The sequence below is a fragment of the Geodermatophilus marinus genome (assembly GCF_003428645.1).
Lineage (GTDB): Bacteria > Actinomycetota > Actinomycetes > Mycobacteriales > Geodermatophilaceae > Geodermatophilus.
The window spans coordinates 89,847-105,814 of record NZ_QVQH01000005.1 but is presented as its reverse complement, the minus strand read 5'-3'; the positions used below and the strand labels follow the sequence as shown (position 1 = coordinate 105,814).

Sequence of the window (15,968 nt, the reverse complement as noted above, 5' to 3'; positions counted from 1 at the left end):
CCCCACCCCGGAGGAGAGACGAATGACCGCGCAGAGCTCAGCGGCGAGCACGCCGACCGGCCCGGGCGGCCCCCGGATCCGGGTCGGGTCGGCCCCCGACTCGTGGGGGGTGTGGTTCCCCGACGACCCCGTGCAGGTGCCCTGGCAGCGCTTCCTCGACGAGGTGAGCGCCTCCGGGTACGAGTGGATCGAGCTCGGCCCCTACGGCTACCTCCCCACCGACCCGTCGCGGCTGGCCGACGAGCTCGGCGCGCGGGGGCTGAGGGTCTCGGCCGGCACGGTGTTCGAGCACCTGCACCGGCCCGACTCGTGGGACGCGGTGTGGCGCCAGGTCACCGATGTCGCGGCCCTCACCCGGGCCGTGGGCGGCACCCACGTCGTCGTCATCCCCGACGTCTGGCGCGACCACCGGACCGGTGCGGCCGTCGAGCCGCGCGACCTGCCCGCCGAGGGGTGGGCGCGCCTGGCCACCGGGATGGACCGGCTGGGCCGGGCGGTGCAGGAGGAGTACGGCCTGTCCGTCGCCTTCCACCCGCACGCCGACAGCCACGTCGGCCACCAGCACGACATCGAGCGCTTCCTGGCCGAGACCGACCCGTCGTACGTGCCGCTGTGCCTGGACACCGGTCACGTCAGCTACTACGGCGGCGACAACCTGGACCTGATCCGCCGCTACCCCGAGCGGATCGGCTACCTGCACCTCAAGCAGGTCGACCCGGCCGTGATCGAGCGGGTGCACGCCGAGGACATCCCCTTCCCCCAGGCGGTGCAGCTGGGCGCCATGATCGAGCCGCCGAACGGCGTGCCCGACCTCCCACCGCTGCTCGAGGCGGTGGAGGAGCTGGGCCTGGACGTCTTCGCGATCGTCGAGCACGACCTCTACCCCTGCGACCCGGACCTGCCGTTCGGCATCGCGCAGCGCACCCACCGCCACATCGGCTCCTGCGGGCTGCGCTCGCTGGAGATCGGCACGCCGCGCACCGCGGTCCCCGGGGGAGGCCGGGCATGACCACCGCCGAGACCGTCGCGGGCGTCCTGCCGGCCCGCACCGAGGTCCCCGCCACCGAGCTGCGCGTGGCCGTGCTGGGCGTCGGCCTGATGGGCGCCGACCACGTCGCCCGCCTGCACGCGCGGATCTCCGGCGCCCGGGTGGTCGCCGTCAGCGACGCGTCCGCCGAGCGCGCCGAGCAGGTCGCCGGCACGGTGCCCGGGGCCCGGGTGGTCACCGACCCGCTCGCCGCCATCGCCGACCCCGAGGTCGACGCCGTCGTGATCGCCACGCCCGGGCAGTTCCACGAGGAGCAGCTGCTCGCCTGCATCGACCGAGGCCTGCCGGTGCTCTGCGAGAAGCCGCTGACCCTGGACGCGGCCAGCTCGCTGGCCGTCGTCCGGGCCGAGGACGCGTACGCCGCGCGGACCGGGCGACGCCTGGTCCAGGTCGGCTTCATGCGCCGCTTCGACCCGGAGTACGCCCAGCTGCGGGCACTGATCGCCTCCGGTGGGATCGGCGAGCCGCTGCTGCTGCACTGCGCTCACCGCAACGCCGCCGTCCCACCGCACTTCGGCAGCGAGCTGACGATCACCGACTCGGTCGTGCACGAGGTCGACGTCACCCGGTTCCTCCTCGACGAGGAGATCACCGCGGTGACCGTGCTCCGGCCGCGGGCCACCCGGCACGCGCTGCCCGGGCAGTCCGACCCGCTGCTGGTGCTCCTCGAGACCACCGGCGGCCGGCTGGTGGACGTCGAGGCCTTCGTGAGCACCGGCATCGGCTACGAGGTGCGCACCGAGGTGGTCGGCGAGGACGGCAGCGCGGTCATCGGCCTCGACCAGGGCCTGGTGCGGGTGGGTGCGGGGCCCCGCGGGGCCGCGCGCAGCACGACGATCGCCCCCGACTTCCGCGTGCGGTTCGGGCGCGCCTACGACGTCCAGGTGCAGCGCTGGGTCGACGCGGCCCGCCGCGGCGGCACCGACGGCCCGGGCGTCTGGGACGGGTACGCGGCCGCGGCCGTCGCCGAGGCCGGCGTCGAGGCCCTGCGCAGCGGCCGGCGCACGGAGGTCCGGATGGCACCGCGAGAAGGCCGGTCATGAGGATCGCCCTGGACCCGCAGATGCTGCGGACCACGCCGCTGCTGGAGCTGCCCGACGTGGTGGCCTCGATGGGCTACGAGTGGATCGAGCTCTCGCCGCGCGAGGACTTCATCCCGTTCTTCAAGCACCCCCGGGTCGACCTGGCCACGGTGCGCGCCTTCCGGTCGAGGCTGGCCGACGCCGGGGTCGGCGTGACCTCGCTGCTGCCGGTGATGCGCTGGTCGGGGCCGGACGAGGTCGAGCGGCAGGCCGCCGTCCGCTACTGGCGGCGGGCCATCGAGATCTGCGCCGAGCTGGGCGTGGACACGATGAACAGCGAGTTCAACGGCCGCCCGGAGGCGCCCGAGCTCGCCGAGGCGATGTTCTGGCGCTCGATGGAGGAGCTGCTGCCGGTGTTCGAGCGCGAGGGCATCAGGCTCGCCCTCGAGCCGCACCCGGACGACTTCATCGAGCTCGGGTCCCCTGCGGTCGACATGGTCCGCGGCATCGACTCGCCGTGCGCGTCCTTCCTGTACTGCCTGCCCCACACGTTCCACCAGGGCGACGACGCGCCGGGGATCATCGCCCGCGCCGGCGAGCTGCTGACGCACGTGCACGTCGCCGACTCGATGGACCACCGGGCCTCCGACGGGTTGCGCTACATCACCAACCCGCCGGGCAACACGACGCGCGTCCACCAGCACATGGAGATCGGCCGCGGCGACGTGGACTTCGACGAGGCCTTCGCGGCGCTGGCCGGCGTCGGCTTCGACGGCGTCCTCACCACCTGCGTCTTCGGCTGGGACGACCAGGCCCGCGAGTCCGGCATCCGGATGCTCGAGGCCATCCGGGCGCTGGTCGCCGAGCACTTCCCGAACGCCCCCACCCCCTGAACCTCCGACCCCCTGACCCCGAGAGAGGCACCCATGCCCACGTCCATCCCGCACTGGATCGACGGTGCCCGCCGCGAGGGCACCAGCGGCCGCACCACCCCCGTCACCGACTCCGCGACCGGCGAGGTCACCGGCGAGGTCGCGCTGGCCTCGGTGGAGGAGGTCGACGCCGCGGTCGCCGCCGCGTCGGCGGCCTTCCCGGGCTGGCGCGACACGTCGCTGACCAAGCGCACCGCCGTGCTGTTCCGCTTCCGGGAGCTGCTCAACGCCCGCAAGCCCGAGCTGGCCGCGATCATCACCGCCGAGCACGGCAAGGTCCTCGACGACGCCCTCGGCGAGGTCTCCCGCGGCCAGGAGGTCGTCGAGTACGCCTGCGGCGTGCCCTCGCTGGTGCGCGGCGGGTTCACCGAGAACGCCTCGACCAGCGTCGACGTGCACTCGGTGCGCCAGCCGCTCGGCCCGGTCGCGATCATCAGCCCGTTCAACTTCCCGGCCATGGTGCCGATGTGGTTCTTCCCCATCGCCATCGCCACGGGCAACACCGTCGTCCTCAAGCCCAGCGAGCAGGACCCGTCGGCCGCGCTCTGGATCGCCGAGCTGTGGAAGGAGGCCGGGCTGCCCGACGGCGTGTTCAACGTCGCCCAGGGCGACAAGGTCGCCGTCGACCGGCTGCTGGAGCACCCCGACATCCAGTCGGTCTCCTTCGTCGGCTCGACCGCCATCGCGCGCTACGTGTACGAGACCGGCACCCGGCACGGCAAGCGGGTGCAGGCCCTCGGCGGGGCGAAGAACCACATGATCGTGCTGCCGGACGCCGACCTGGACCTGGCCGCCGACCAGGCCATCAACTCCGGCTTCGGCTCGGCCGGCGAGCGCTGCATGGCGATCAGCGCGGTCGTGGCCGTCGGGGGGATCGGCGACGACCTCGTCGCCCGGATCTCCGAGCGCGCCCACACGCTGCGCACCGGCGACGGGCGCAAGGGCTGCGACATGGGCCCGCTGATCAGCCGCACGCACCGGGACCGGGTCGCCTCCTACGTCGACGCCGGCGAGGCCGACGGCGCCAAGGTCGTCGTCGACGGCCGGCAGGTGACCCCCGACGGCGGCGAGGACGGCTTCTGGCTGGGCCCGACGCTGCTGGACCACGTGCAGCCGCACATGAGCGTCTACACCGACGAGATCTTCGGCCCGGTGCTGTCGGTGCTGCGCGCCGACACCTACGAGGAGGCCCTCGCGCTGGTCAACGGCAACGAGTACGGCAACGGGACGGCGATCTTCACCAACGACGGCGGCGCCGCGCGCCGGTTCGCCCACGAGGTGGAGGTCGGGATGATCGGGATCAACGTGCCGATCCCGGTCCCCATGGCCTACTACTCGTTCGGCGGGTGGAAGAACAGCCTGTTCGGCGACTCCCACGCGCACGGCGCCGAGGGCGTGCACTTCTTCACCCGCGGCAAGGTCATCACCTCCCGCTGGCTGGACCCCAGCCACGGCGGGTTGAACCTGGGCTTCCCCCAGAACGCCTGACAGGGCCCTCCTGCCCACCACGCGCGAGCTCGCGGCGGGACCCCCGCAGGAGGCTGCGGAGGGTGGCCGGCGCCGACGGGACGCGTTCCCGACGGCGCCGGCCACCCTGCGCCGCTGCCCCCCCACCCCCACTGCCCCCCCGACAGACGAGGAAGAGACATGACAGAGCCGTCGTTCGACCCCGGCCGGTTCGCGGGCCGGGTGGCCTTCATCAGCGGCGCCGGCCGCGGGCAGGGTCGCCAGTTCGCCGTGGACCTCGCCAAGGAGGGCGCGGACATCATCGGCTTCGACATCTGCGAGGACATCCCCGGGGCCAGCACGCCGATGGCCACCAAGGCCGACCTCGAGGAGACCCGCGCCGCGGTCGAGGCCGCGGGCCGCCGGATGGTGGCGGAGCAGGCCGACGTGCGGGACTACGCCGCGGTCGAGGCCGTGCTGAACCGGGGGTTGGCGGAGTTCGGCCGGGTCGACATCGTCGTCGCCAATGCCGGCATCCTGGCCGGCGCCGCGCCCTTCTGGGAGATCGGTCTCGAGGACTGGCGGTCCACCGTGGACACCGACCTCACCGGCGCCTGGCACACCGTGCGCGCGGCCACACCGGCCATGATCGAGGGCGGCCGTGGCGGGGCGATCGTCATGGTCGCGTCCGCGGGCGCCACCAAGGGCTTCCAGAACATCACGCACTACGTCGCCGCCAAGACGGCTCTGGTGGGGATGCTCAAGCCGATGGCCGCCGAGCTCGGCCCGCACTTCATCCGGGTCAACGCCCTGTCGCCGACCAACGTCAACACGGCGATCTACATGACCGAGACGAACAAGCGGCTGTTCCTCCCGGACAACCCGGCCCCCACGGACGAGGAGTACGAGCTCGCCTCGCGGCCGCAGCACGTGATCCCCATCGGGTGGATGGAGACCCGCGACACCTCGGCCGCCCTGCGCTGGCTCGTGTCGGACGAGGCGCGGTACGTCACGGGGCTCGAGCTCCGGGTGGACGCGGGCGTCGTCCTCCGCTGACCGGGGCGGTCTGCGTCCGCTCGGCGCCCCGGGGCGGTGACGAACGCCCGTCCCGGGGCCCGGGGGCTCGCGCGAGCGCGCGGAGCCGTCATGCTCACCGCAGTGCCGGGCGGAGCGGTGGCAGCTGCGCGTGCCTGCCCGGCTCCGTCCCGAGAGGAGACCCGTGGCAGCCCTGGCCGATCCCCGGACGGCATCCGATCCCACCGCAGCCTGGACCGCGTTGATCACCCGCTACTACGACGGCTGCAGCGCCGGTGACGTCGACCGGGTGCGGGAGACGCTGCACCCGGACGTCGTCCACTGGTTCCTGGCGCCGAACACCGGCTCCGCGGCCGTGGCCGGGGCCGAGCACCTCGCCCGCTACTGGCGCAAGGTGGCCCGCACGCTGCAGGCCCGCTGGGTCGTGGAGAGCATCTGCGCCACCCCGGAGCAGGCGGTCGTCGAGTGGACGATGTGGTGGCAGCCCGAGGGCGCTCCGGCGCGGGTCGCCACCCGCGGCACCGAGTGGTTCACCTGCGCCGACGGGCTGATCCGGGAGATCCGCTCCTACCACCAGCTGCGGCCGGTGACGACCGAGCTCGACGGGTTCCCCTACGCCGAGCGGGGCTACTCCGTGCCCGGCTCCGAGCACAGCCGCCTGCACGCCGACGCCGACTCGCACGGTCCCGCGGACGTCACCTGAGCTCCCGCGGCCCCCGGTCTCGCCCGGTGCCGGTGCTCCACCACGCCGGGCTGCGCCTCACCCGGCCGATCCGGCGTCCGCGGTGTACGGCCTGCCCGGCCAGTACGCCCACTCCTCGAAGTCCTCGACCCGGCCGTCCGCCGCGAAGCGCAGCACCCACAGGTCCCGGTACTCCCGGGGCTCCGGGTCGCCGTACCGGACCTCCAGCCGGACCACCGCCTCGCGTCCCTCGACCGCGACCGGCTCGGCGGCCACCGTGAACGTCCTGCCCTCGTCGTCCCGCCAGAACTCCCGGATCTGCGCGTGTCCGACCTTCGACGGCTCGTAGGGCGACCGCCGGTAGCGGGCGTCGTCGGTGAACAGCCGAGCGACCGAGGCGAGATCACCCTCGCGCCACGCGCGCTCGTAGCCGGCGACCCACTGCATCACGCCGGCGCGGTCCACGGGGGCACGCTGCCACGTCCCGGGGCGACGCGGCGGACCTCCGTGCACGGGACCGGTCGGCGGGCCGGAGCAGGAGAACGCTCGTGCCACAGGTCGCAGCACCGTCACCGGTCGCGGGGTCAGTACGGGCAGTCCTGGTCGCCGTAGGGGGGCGGGTCGGTGGTGGCGGTCAGGCCGGCGGGGGTGGTGACGGTGAGCGCAGCATCGCCGCTGGGGGTGTGGGTCCAGCCGGGGGCCTGGTGCTTGCCGCGGTGGTGGCCGGTGCAGAAGCCGGCCATGTTGGCCGCGGCGGTGGGCCCGTCGGGATAGCGGATGCGGTGGTCCAGCTCGCCGCCGGCGGGCACCCGGCGGCGGCAGCCGGGAAAGCGGCAGCGGCGGTCGCGGGCGCGCAGGAACCGGTCCAGCGCGGCGCCGGGCCGGTAGCCGGCGGTCGAGCCGGGCGCCCCCAGCCCGGGCCGGCCGGTGAGGTCGTGCGGGCAGCCGCCGGCCGGGGCGCGCCGGCAGCCGGGGCGGGCGCAGGCGCCGGTGCGGCGCAGCGCGGGCAGGTCGGTGAGGGCGATCAGCGCGCCGGTGAGGGCGTCGACCAGGGCCAGGCGGGGCCGGTCGGCCAGCCCGCCGCCGGCGGTGGCGGCCAGCAGCGCGCCGAGGGCGGCCCGGTCGGCGGCGCCGGCGGCGGCCAGCGCGGCCAGGCTGGTGGCCGCGGCGTCCAGTGCGGCGGCCGGGCGGGTGCGCCAGGTGTGCTCGTCGGCGGCGGCGGCGTGCTCGGCGGTGCGCACCAGCCGGCGGGCCCGGGCCAGGGCCAGCAGCGCCTGGTGGGCGGCGGAGGCGGCGTCGGTGACCGCGGCGTCGGCCGCCGCCCACCAACCCGACCCCACCGCCGCGTCACCGGGCGCGGTGTCACCGGGCGCGGTGTCACCGGGCGCGGTGTCACCGGGCGCGGTGTCACCGGGCGCGGTGTCACCGGGCGCGGTGTCACCGGTCCGGTCGCCGGGCGCGGCGGGGCCCGGCGGGGGCGCCTCCGGTGCAGGTGGGCCCGGCGGCCACTCCTCCGGCCCCGGCGGGCCCGGCGAACTCGGCGCGAGGAGGTCGTCCACCATCCCCGCGCCGAATCCGGGCATCGGGTCATCGCCGAAGACCTCGCCCTCGCCGAAGACCTCGCGGTCCCGGTCGGCCCACCAGCGGGCCTCCGCGGCGGCCAGCGCGCGCCGCTGGGCCGGGGTCAGGTCCGGGGCCAGGGCCGGGTCGTCGTCACCGGCCCAGTCCAGCCACCCCGCATCGCCCCCGGCCCCGGCCCCGCCCGCGGGCCCGGCCCCGCCCGCGGCGCCGGTGCCGGTGTCGCCGGGGTCGTCGGGGTCGTCGGTGGGGTCGTCGGTGGGGTCGTCGCCGGTGCCGGCGGGGGTGCCGGTGAGCAGCCGCAGCAGCTGGCGAACCATCTCCGCCGAGATCACCTGCCCGTCCAGCTCGCCGGGGGCCTCCCCGCCCAGCACGGTCTCCAGCGAGGCCACCAGCGTCAGCGCCACCTGCACCGGCGGCCACGCCCCCTCACCCGGGCGCAGCACCAGGTCCACCAGGCAGTCGGCCATCCGCTCGCCCCGGGACCGGGCGTCACCCGGGTCGGCGGGCAGCGCGTCGACGCAGGCGCCCAGCGCCGCGTGCACCGCCCGGGCCTCGGGCAGGGTCAGCAGCGCCGACAGCGACGCCATCCCCGCCGTGCGCTCCGCCACCACCGCCACCCCGCGGGCCCGGATCGCCGCCGCCAGGTCCTGCGCGGCCTGCCGCAGCCCGCGGCCGGCCAGCACCCGCCGGGCCTTGTCCCGCAGCTGCGCCGGGGTGGTCACCCGCCCGCCGGCGGTACGGGCGGCCACCCAGCCCAGCAGCTGCGCCTCCACCGCGGCGCGCACCGCGTCCTCGGCCAGCGGTGCCACCAGGTCCAGGAACACCCACAGCTGCCCGCGGTGCAACCGGCCCTCCTGCAGCGCCGCGTGCACTCCCGGCAGCCGGAGCACCAGCGTCAACGACCGCTCGAGCAGCAGCTCAGCCGACCGCTCGCTGCACGACAGCGCCACCGCCAGCTCCGGGGCGGCCCACTCACTGACCTCCCGCAACAGCTCCGGGCGCGCCGCCCACCGCTCCGCGCTCATCGCCCCCCGCTGACCCTGCGGCCGGTCGACCGAGGCAGGCCGGGCGTCGGCGAACTCCGCCACCGCGGTCGCCTGCACCGCCACGAGGCGGGCCATCTCCCGCTCCGCGGCCTGCACCACCCCCAGCGGCCCGGACGCCCAGCCCGCCGCCGGCGCCACCACCGCCGGATCGGCGGGCGGAGCGGCGACGGGCGGCATGCATCGATCATACGTTCGAGAACTAGCCACAGGCAACCGCTGTGGACAAAGAATCCGCAGGTCAGCCGGCAGCACCCCAGGGACCAGGGAGCCGGCGGGACCTCAGCTCGGCACCCGTCCCAGGAAGGCCGCGAGGCGGTCGTAGGGACCGGCGTCCGCCGGGACGGGCACCGGCTCACCGAAGGCCGCCGACTCCCCGCGGAGCTCGGCCGGAACCAGCCGCTCGGCGAAGCCGAGCGCAGCGGTCGCGAGCCCCTCGTCGAGCGGCCGGCCGGACGACGTCGCGACGGCCAGGTCGTGCGTGTGCGCGACGACCTCCAGCACGAACCCCGACAGGCCGGCCGGCGCCGGCACCGCCCCCCAGGGGGCCGGGACGTCGACCGGCGCGCCGTCCGCCGCCCACGCCTCCCGCGCCCGCCGCGCGGACGCCGCGAAGGTGGACGCCCAGCGCCCGCGCGGGTCGACGACGGCGACCGCCGGAACGGACGACGCCGGGCGTCCCCGCGCCACCCGCTCGGCCCGCCGGACCGCGGCCAGCAGGTGCCCGAGCAGCGCCCGCACGTCCCAGTCCGCGCACGGGGTGGGCAGCGGCAGGTGGTCGGCGGTCACGTCGGCGACGACGCGCTCGGCCTGCGCCAGCGCATCGGCGAAGAGAGTCGCGGCGTCCGGGGACCGGGCCGCGAGGGCGACCCGGGCACGCCCCGGTCCCGCGGGCACCGGCTCGGCAGCGCCGGCCGGCTCGGCGACCACGACCGGTTCCCCGACCGCGGCCGGCTCGGGAACGGCAGCGGGGAGCCCGAACAACCGCCGCGTGTTGTTCTCGAGGAAGGCTCGCAAGACGTCCGGCTCCAGCAGGCGGGCCAGGCGCAGGAGGCTGGTGTTGTAGTTCTCGACCAGCTCGATGTTCGGCGGCGTCCGGACGAAGTGGGCGGGCCCGTCGACCGCCGCATCGGACCCGAACAGCACCCGGTCGGGCCCCACCTCGTCGATCAGCCGCCGGACCTCCTCCGAGCGGCACCACGACGTCTCCAGGTGCAGGTTCGGCAGCTCCCGGGCGTGCCGGGCCGCCCGCCGCCGGCCCTCCGGGAGGCCGAGGAAGGTGTGGTACAGGACGACGGGCACGGTGGGGAACCGCTCGGCCAGCCGGCGGATCAGGTCGGGGTCCGAGGGCCCCGGCGCGGTGTGCACGGTGACCGGCACGCCCGTCTCGGCCGCGACCCGGAGGAACGGGTCCAGCGCCGGGGTGTCGGCCGGGTACTCGTCGTAGGAGGGGTGCAGCTTCAGCCCGACCGCGCCGTCGGCCAGCCGCCGGCGGACCTCGTCGGGGTCCGGCCCGCCCGGGCTCACCCAGACCAGCCGGGTCAGCCAGGGCACCCCCGCGGCCACCCCGTCCACGAAGGCGTTGTCCTGCCAGGACACCAGCCCGTGCGTCATCCCCCCGGAGGCCAGCGCGACCCGCAGGCTCTCGAACCCCATCTCGTCCAGGCCGGGCGTCCGCACGTGCACGTGGGAGTCGACCGGGTCCAGGCCGATCCAGAGCCGGTGGTCGGCCCCGCCGTTGTTGTCCCACTCGCCGTCGGCGGTGGCGACGGCGCCGTCGAGCAGGACGTGGCCGCCGGTGTCCGGCACCTCGCCCACCCAGCTGCCGTCGTCGGCGCGCTGCAGGGGGACGGCGGTGAACGGCGGGCCCGCGCCGTCGAGACCGAGGTGCAGGTGCAGCGGCCGGTCGGCGCCGGCGAGACTCCCTCGGTAACGCACCCACCCCGTCGGGGCCCGCTCCTCCACCGGCGAGGCCCAGCTCAGGGGCAGCACCGTGCTCACAGGGTGATCGTCCACCCGGCCCCGCCGTTGTCCTCCCAGGCCTCCGCGTCCTCCTCGGGCCGCGGGCTCCCCGCGCGGACCAGGTGGACGACGTAGCGGACGTCGGCCCCCCGCGGCCCCCACACCAGGCCCCGGAAGACGTGCGGCAGCGGCTGCGCCCGCACGAACTCGTGGATGGGGGAGGGCTCCGGAGGCGCGCCGGCGCCGGCGTCCTCGAAGGTCAGGCCGTCCATCGCGGCGGCGGTGTAGTTCGGTGCGGCGAGCCCGGGGGCGCCCGGGGACACCCCCCAGCCGATGCCCACGTGCGTCCAGTCACCGGTCTCGTCGGTCCAGGTCACCTCGCGGGTGACGACCTCCTCGGTGAACACCGGCGAGCTGACCCACTCGGTGCCGCGGACCACGTAGAAGAAGTGGTGCAGCAGGTACTCCCGGCTCCCGTCCAGCTCCCGGGGCACCTCGAGGACCGCGGTCCGCAGCCGGGAGAGCTCGCCCGGCGTCATCACCCGGGACTCGGCCGACTCCCAGTCCGGTTCCCCGTCCGGGGGCGTCCAGGCGAAGTGGATCTGCACCATCTCGATGCCCGGCGCGGGGTCCCACCACGTCTTGCGCAGGCCGAACAGGTGGTCGGCCCCGGCGTGCCGGGCCCCGGCGGCGCCGGCGGTCAGTTCGCTCACGGGTCTCCCGTCCTCACAGGTGCTGGACCCACCAGTTGCCGCCGGGCGCGGACCGGCCGTCCGGCCCCAGCCAGAACTCGTCCTTCTCCTCCGGCGGGTGCATGCGGCCGATGTGGTACTGCTGGACGAGCGTGGCCCCGCGCGGCCCGTACATGCGGGCCTGCCAGCGGTGCGGCCGCTCCATCGCCTGGAGCATGTGGAACTTGTCGTGGTGGAAGCGGTCCTTGTCCCAGTAGGAGTAGTACCGCGTCGACCGGAACTCGGAGTCCGCCGGGAAGCGGGGGTCCTCCATCGGGCTGTAGACGGGGGCGCCCCAGTCCCCCACCGACCAGTAGATGCAGATGTTGGTCGCCCAGCCGTGGTCGTCGACGTACTCGAGGTCGCGGTAGACGATGTCCTCGCTGAACAGGTCCGTCGTCCAGCGGGCGCCGTCCTGGAAGACCTCGAAGTAGTAGTGGAACCGGTACTCCGGGGTCGACCACCCGTGCTCCATGTCCCAGACCTCGCGGGGCATCCGCAGCACCTTCAGCCGGGTGCGCGGGTACCCGCCGCGGTCCTCCAGGACGCGGGACCCGTGCCCCCAGGACCAGTCGGGGTACTGGCCCGGCGGCGTGCAGGCGTAGTGGATGAGGACCTGCTCGACGCCGTCCTCCTGGTCGGTCCAGCCCTTCGGGTAGTACCAGCTCACCGCGCACCACCGCCCGCGGGCGCACCGCCGTCCGCGGGCGCACCGCCGTCCGCCCACGCCGCGGCGCCGTCGTCGCCGGACCCCAGCACCTCGTACGTGCGGACGCTCGGCGTCCCCATGAGCAGGTCGGTCAGGGCCCGGTAGAAGCGCTGGGTCACCTCCTGGTCCAGGTAGCGCGCGACGTCGTCGGCGCTGCGCCAGCTCGAGACGGCGAGCACCTGGTCGCCGCTGCGCAGCGCCTGCGCGAACAGCGCACCGGGGGCCGAGGAGACCACCTGCTCGTTCTGGCGGACGAGGAGCTCGGCGAGGCGGTCGAGCGCGCCGGGGCGCGCCCTCGCCTCGAGGATCCGGAAGACGGCCATGACCCCTCCTGCTCGGACGGTCACCGGGCGGTGCCGCCACCGTAGGGCGGTCGGCGGCGGGGCGCAGGCCGAGGAATCCTTGGGGGGCCAACCATTGGGGTACCACACGTGTACGGTCGGTGGCGTGCGGACGACGACCGACCCGGCGGCACCACCGGACCCGCTCGCCCTCGACCAGCAGGTCTGCTACGCGCTCTCCGTGGCCGCCCGCACCGTCGTGGCCGTGTACCGCCCCTGGCTCGAGCCGATGGGCCTCACCCACCCGCAGTACCTCGTGATGCTCGCGCTCTGGCAGCACGGGCCGCTGGCCATCCGGGACCTCAGCCGGCTGCTCCAGCTGGACCCGGGGACCCTCTCCCCGCTGGTCAAGCGCCTGGAGGCCGCGGGCCTCGTCCGCCGGGACCGCGACCCCCGCGACGAGCGCGCCCTCGCCATCGCGCTCACCCCGGAGGGGCGGGCGCTGCGCGCCCGGGCGGAGGAGATCCCGGCGGGGATCGTGGCGCACCTCGGCCTGCCGGTGGAGGACCTGGTGTCCCTGCACGGGGCGCTCACCCGGGTCATCACCGCGGCGCAGGGGGCCCTGGAACGCCGGGGGCCGGACGGATCGCCGGGGGACGACGAGCCCGAGGGGGCCCCGTGACGCAGCCGGCCCTGCAGCGGCCGGGGGTGCTGCGCTGGCTCTGGTACGCCCTGGGCGGCGGCCTCCCCGAGCGCCACCGCACCTGGGTGCTGCACGACACCACGACCCGGACCTGGGCGCTGCGGCACGTCGGCCGGGCCGTCGTGCAGATGGCCGTCCCGATCGCCCTGGTCCTGCTCGTCGTCCCCGGCCCGTTCTGGATCCGCGGGATGGCGGCGCTGGGCGGCATCGCCCTCGGGCTGATCTTCTCGCTGGCCTACATGCCGGAGGCGACGGAGAACCGGGTGGTCAAGGCCGGCTACCCGGCCGGCACCGCGACCGCCGTGCGCGAGGAGGCGGCCCGCACCCGCGAGGCGGAGGACTCGGCACGCCGCCGGGCCGCCGCCGCCCGGCGGGCCGCCCGGTACCGGGAGCGCCAGGGCCGCTGACACCGGCGGGACCCGGCCCGGGCCCGCGGTCAGTCGACCCGGAAGCCGATCTTCAGGACGACCTGGAAGTGCGCGACGTCGCCGTCCACCACCTGGCCGCGGACCTGCTGGGTCTCGAACCACTCGATGTTGCGGACCGTCTCGGCCGCCTTGCGGATGGCCGTCCTGATCGCGTCGTCGACGCTGGTGGTGCTGCTGCCGACGACCTCGCTGAGCCGGTAGACGTGGTCGCTCACGGGGTCCTCCTCGCCGTCGTGGGGACCGGACCGAGGCTAGGTCAGCCGCGCCCCGGCCGCAGCCCCCCGGAGCCGTGCGGTCGGTCCAGCGCGACGCGCAGGGAGGACTGGACGGTCGCGAGGGTCGGTGGGGTGCCCACCGGCCACGGCACGGCGGGGAGGGTCGAGCGGACCTCGGCGGTGGGGGTGCCCGGGTCGACGATCGTCCGGCTGTGCCCCGTGCCCGGTAGCGAGGAGAAGGTGGCCGGCACGCCGGCCCCGGCCAGCGCCGCGAACAGCAGCTCGCTCCGGTGGCGCGGGACCACGGCGTCCTCGCGGCCGTGCGCGATGAGGAACGGCGGGGCCCCCGGGCCGACGTGGGTGACCGGGTTGGCGGCCCGAACGGCCTCGGGGCCGGTCCCGATCGGCCGGCCGAGCAGCAGCGACTCGGGCGAGGCCGGGTCGCCGTGGCAGCCCGACAGGCCGAACACCGCGTCGAAGTCCTGGCAGGCCCCCGGGAGCACGTGCTCGTCCATCTGCAGGAAGTCGGTGGGTCCGTAGAGGTCCACGACGGCCTGGACCGCGCTCGGGTACCCGGCGTTGCCGCCGACGTCCCCCTCCAGCGCGGCCACGTCCCCGGTGACACCGGCCATGGCCGCCGTCCACCCGCCCGCCGGCTCGGCGGGCGCGTACGGGACGCCGGTGTGGACGGCGACTGCTCGGTCCGGTGGCGGCACGTGTGGCAGTCTCCGGGGCGGCGAGAGGGGACGGCATGGCGGGGCCCGACGGCACGGCGGGGCCCGGCGACCGGGTGGGGCCCGGCGACCGGGCGGGGATCGACGAGGTCCGGCGGCGGATCGCCGCGTCCTCCGCCGCGGACGTCGTGGCCGCGAGCCTCGAGCGGGCCCGGGGGGTCGCCCACCTCGGCGCCTTCACCACGATCGCCGACAGCGCCGCGGGCGGGGACGGGCCGCTGGCCGGCGTCCCGGTCGCGGTCAAGGACAACCTCGACACCCAGGACCTGCCCACCACCGGCGGCACGCCGGCGCTGCGGCACTCCCACCCGGCGCACGACCAGCACGCGGTCGGCCGGCTCCGGGCGGCCGGTGCGGCGGTGGTCGGGAAGACGAACCTGCACGAGCTCGCGCTCGGCATCACCAGCAACAACGCCGCCTTCGGCCCGGTCCGCAACCCCGCCGACCCGGGCCGGTCGGCCGGCGGCTCCTCGGGCGGCTCGGCGGTCGCGGTCGCCACGGGCGTCGTCCCGGTCGCGCTCGGCACCGACACCGGCGGGTCGGTGCGGGTGCCGGCCGCGCACTGCGGGCTGGTCGGCTGGCGGCCGACGGTCGGCCGGTGGGGCACCGGGCGCACCGTGCCGATCTCCAGCACCCGCGACACCGCCGGCGTCCTGGCCACGCGCGTCGCCGACGCCGTCCTGGTCGACGGGCTGGTCACCGGGGAGCCCGCCGGCGCGGCGCCGGACCGCCCGCTGCGGCTGGGCGTCCCCCGCACCGGCTTCTACGACGACCTCCACCCGGAGGTGGCCGACACCGCCCGGCGCGCGCTCGACCGGCTCGCCGACGCCGGGGTGCGGCTGGTCGAGGTGGACGTCGCCGACGCGCACGCGCTCGACGCCGAGTGCGGCTTCCCCATCGTGTTCTTCGAGATCGCCCGCGAGCTGCCCGCCTACCTGGCCACGCTGCCCGGACCGGAGAACCGGCTGACCCTGGCCGAGGTGATCGAGCAGGTGGCCTCCCCCGACGTCCGCGCCGCGCTCGAGATGGCCGCCTCCGGCAGCGTCACCGAGGAGCTGTACCGGCAGAACCTGGAGGTCCGCGCGCGGCTGCGGCAGGCCTACGGCGCGGCGCTGCGCCCGGCCGGCGGCGAGCGGCTCGACGCGCTCGTCTACCCGACGGTGCCGCTGCCCGCCCCACCTGTCGGGGACGACGAGACCACCGAGCTCAACGGCCGGCAGGTACCGGTCTTCCTCACCACCATCCGCAACACCGGCCCCGGGTCGACCGCCGGCATGCCCGCGATCTCGCTGCCCGCCGGCGCCACGGCGGCCGGCCTGCCGATCGGCGTCTCGCTGGAGGCGCTGCCGGGCGACGACGCCGCCCTCCTCGCGGTCGCCGGCCGGGTCGAGGCGCTCCTCGCGGCCGGCTGACCGG

17 protein-coding genes are annotated in these 15,968 nt (G+C 75.9%); 9 read left to right on the top strand and 8 right to left on the bottom strand.

The window, feature by feature from the left end; translation table 11 throughout:
* Positions 1-22: 22 nt before the first annotated feature.
* The 6 genes from D0Z06_RS07675 to D0Z06_RS07650 all read left to right on the top strand — a co-directional run bounded on the left by D0Z06_RS07675 (position 23) and on the right by D0Z06_RS07650 (position 6,186).
* The gene (locus D0Z06_RS07675; RefSeq protein ID WP_117376791.1) at positions 23-1,009 is read left to right on the top strand and encodes a sugar phosphate isomerase/epimerase family protein; all 987 of its coding nucleotides are present in this window, start codon (positions 23-25) and stop codon (positions 1,007-1,009) included.
* Positions 1,006-2,091: a Gfo/Idh/MocA family protein gene (locus D0Z06_RS07670; RefSeq protein WP_117376790.1), complete on the top strand. Its 1,086-nt coding sequence runs from the start codon at positions 1,006-1,008 to the stop codon at positions 2,089-2,091. Before D0Z06_RS07675 ends, D0Z06_RS07670 begins: the two co-directional genes overlap by 4 nt.
* Positions 2,088-2,963 carry a sugar phosphate isomerase/epimerase family protein gene (locus D0Z06_RS07665; protein ID WP_117376789.1) on the top strand — a complete coding sequence of 292 codons (876 nt, stop codon included), beginning with the start codon at positions 2,088-2,090 and terminating at the stop codon, positions 2,961-2,963. The genes D0Z06_RS07670 and D0Z06_RS07665 overlap by 4 nt, the downstream gene beginning before the upstream one ends.
* Before the next feature lie 33 nt (positions 2,964-2,996).
* A complete protein-coding gene (locus tag D0Z06_RS07660; protein WP_117376788.1) occupies positions 2,997-4,490 on the top strand; it encodes a CoA-acylating methylmalonate-semialdehyde dehydrogenase in 1,494 nt (497 codons plus the stop codon).
* A 159-nt stretch (positions 4,491-4,649) separates the two neighbouring features.
* Positions 4,650-5,504 carry a mycofactocin-coupled SDR family oxidoreductase gene (locus D0Z06_RS07655; RefSeq protein ID WP_117376787.1) on the top strand — a complete coding sequence of 285 codons (855 nt, stop codon included), beginning with the start codon at positions 4,650-4,652 and terminating at the stop codon, positions 5,502-5,504.
* A gap of 130 nt (positions 5,505-5,634) precedes the next feature.
* Positions 5,635-6,186, top strand: coding sequence for a nuclear transport factor 2 family protein (locus D0Z06_RS07650; protein WP_370453297.1), 552 nt, complete (start codon positions 5,635-5,637; stop codon positions 6,184-6,186).
* A gap of 57 nt (positions 6,187-6,243) precedes the next feature.
* On the opposite strand, the gene D0Z06_RS07645 is transcribed toward D0Z06_RS07650, so the two are convergent.
* The 6 genes from D0Z06_RS07645 to D0Z06_RS07620 form a co-directional block, all read right to left on the bottom strand.
* Entirely contained in the window at positions 6,244-6,630 is a 387-nt protein-coding gene (locus tag D0Z06_RS07645) for a YybH family protein (RefSeq protein ID WP_117376785.1), read from the bottom strand.
* A 119-nt stretch (positions 6,631-6,749) separates the two neighbouring features.
* Positions 6,750-8,969: a DUF222 domain-containing protein gene (locus tag D0Z06_RS26890; protein ID WP_117376784.1), complete on the bottom strand. Its 2,220-nt coding sequence runs from the start codon at positions 8,967-8,969 to the stop codon at positions 6,750-6,752.
* Between the two features lie 102 nt (positions 8,970-9,071).
* Positions 9,072-10,790 (bottom strand): TIGR03086 family metal-binding protein, encoded by a 1,719-nt coding sequence (locus D0Z06_RS07635; protein ID WP_117376783.1) that lies wholly within the window; start codon positions 10,788-10,790, stop codon positions 9,072-9,074.
* Positions 10,787-11,464, bottom strand: coding sequence for a hypothetical protein (locus D0Z06_RS07630; RefSeq protein ID WP_117376782.1), 678 nt, complete (start codon positions 11,462-11,464; stop codon positions 10,787-10,789). Before D0Z06_RS07630 ends, D0Z06_RS07635 begins: the two co-directional genes overlap by 4 nt.
* 13 nt (positions 11,465-11,477) lie before the next feature.
* Positions 11,478-12,152 (bottom strand): hypothetical protein, encoded by a 675-nt coding sequence (locus D0Z06_RS07625; protein WP_117376781.1) that lies wholly within the window; start codon positions 12,150-12,152, stop codon positions 11,478-11,480.
* Positions 12,149-12,514: a putative quinol monooxygenase gene (locus D0Z06_RS07620; RefSeq protein ID WP_117376780.1), complete on the bottom strand. Its 366-nt coding sequence runs from the start codon at positions 12,512-12,514 to the stop codon at positions 12,149-12,151. The genes D0Z06_RS07625 and D0Z06_RS07620 overlap by 4 nt, the downstream gene beginning before the upstream one ends.
* Before the next feature lie 124 nt (positions 12,515-12,638).
* Here D0Z06_RS07620 and D0Z06_RS07615 point away from each other — a divergent pair, with 124 nt between their 5' ends.
* Positions 12,639-13,154 carry a MarR family winged helix-turn-helix transcriptional regulator gene (locus D0Z06_RS07615; protein WP_233517524.1) on the top strand — a complete coding sequence of 172 codons (516 nt, stop codon included), beginning with the start codon at positions 12,639-12,641 and terminating at the stop codon, positions 13,152-13,154.
* A complete protein-coding gene (locus D0Z06_RS07610) occupies positions 13,151-13,582 on the top strand; it encodes a DUF5313 family protein (RefSeq protein ID WP_233517523.1) in 432 nt (143 codons plus the stop codon). The genes D0Z06_RS07615 and D0Z06_RS07610 overlap by 4 nt, the downstream gene beginning before the upstream one ends.
* 29 nt (positions 13,583-13,611) lie before the next feature.
* On the opposite strand, the gene D0Z06_RS07605 is transcribed toward D0Z06_RS07610, so the two are convergent.
* Both D0Z06_RS07605 and D0Z06_RS07600 read right to left on the bottom strand, forming a co-directional pair.
* Entirely contained in the window at positions 13,612-13,818 is a 207-nt protein-coding gene (locus D0Z06_RS07605; RefSeq protein ID WP_117376778.1) for a dodecin, read from the bottom strand.
* A gap of 41 nt (positions 13,819-13,859) precedes the next feature.
* Positions 13,860-14,534, bottom strand: a complete 675-nt coding sequence (locus D0Z06_RS07600; RefSeq protein ID WP_117376777.1) for a prolyl oligopeptidase family serine peptidase — start codon at positions 14,532-14,534, stop codon at positions 13,860-13,862.
* 35 nt (positions 14,535-14,569) lie between these two features.
* Between D0Z06_RS07600 and D0Z06_RS07595 the strand changes: the two genes are divergently transcribed.
* Positions 14,570-15,964, top strand: coding sequence for an amidase family protein (locus D0Z06_RS07595; RefSeq protein ID WP_233517522.1), 1,395 nt, complete (start codon positions 14,570-14,572; stop codon positions 15,962-15,964).
* The last annotated feature ends 4 nt before the right edge of the window (positions 15,965-15,968 follow it).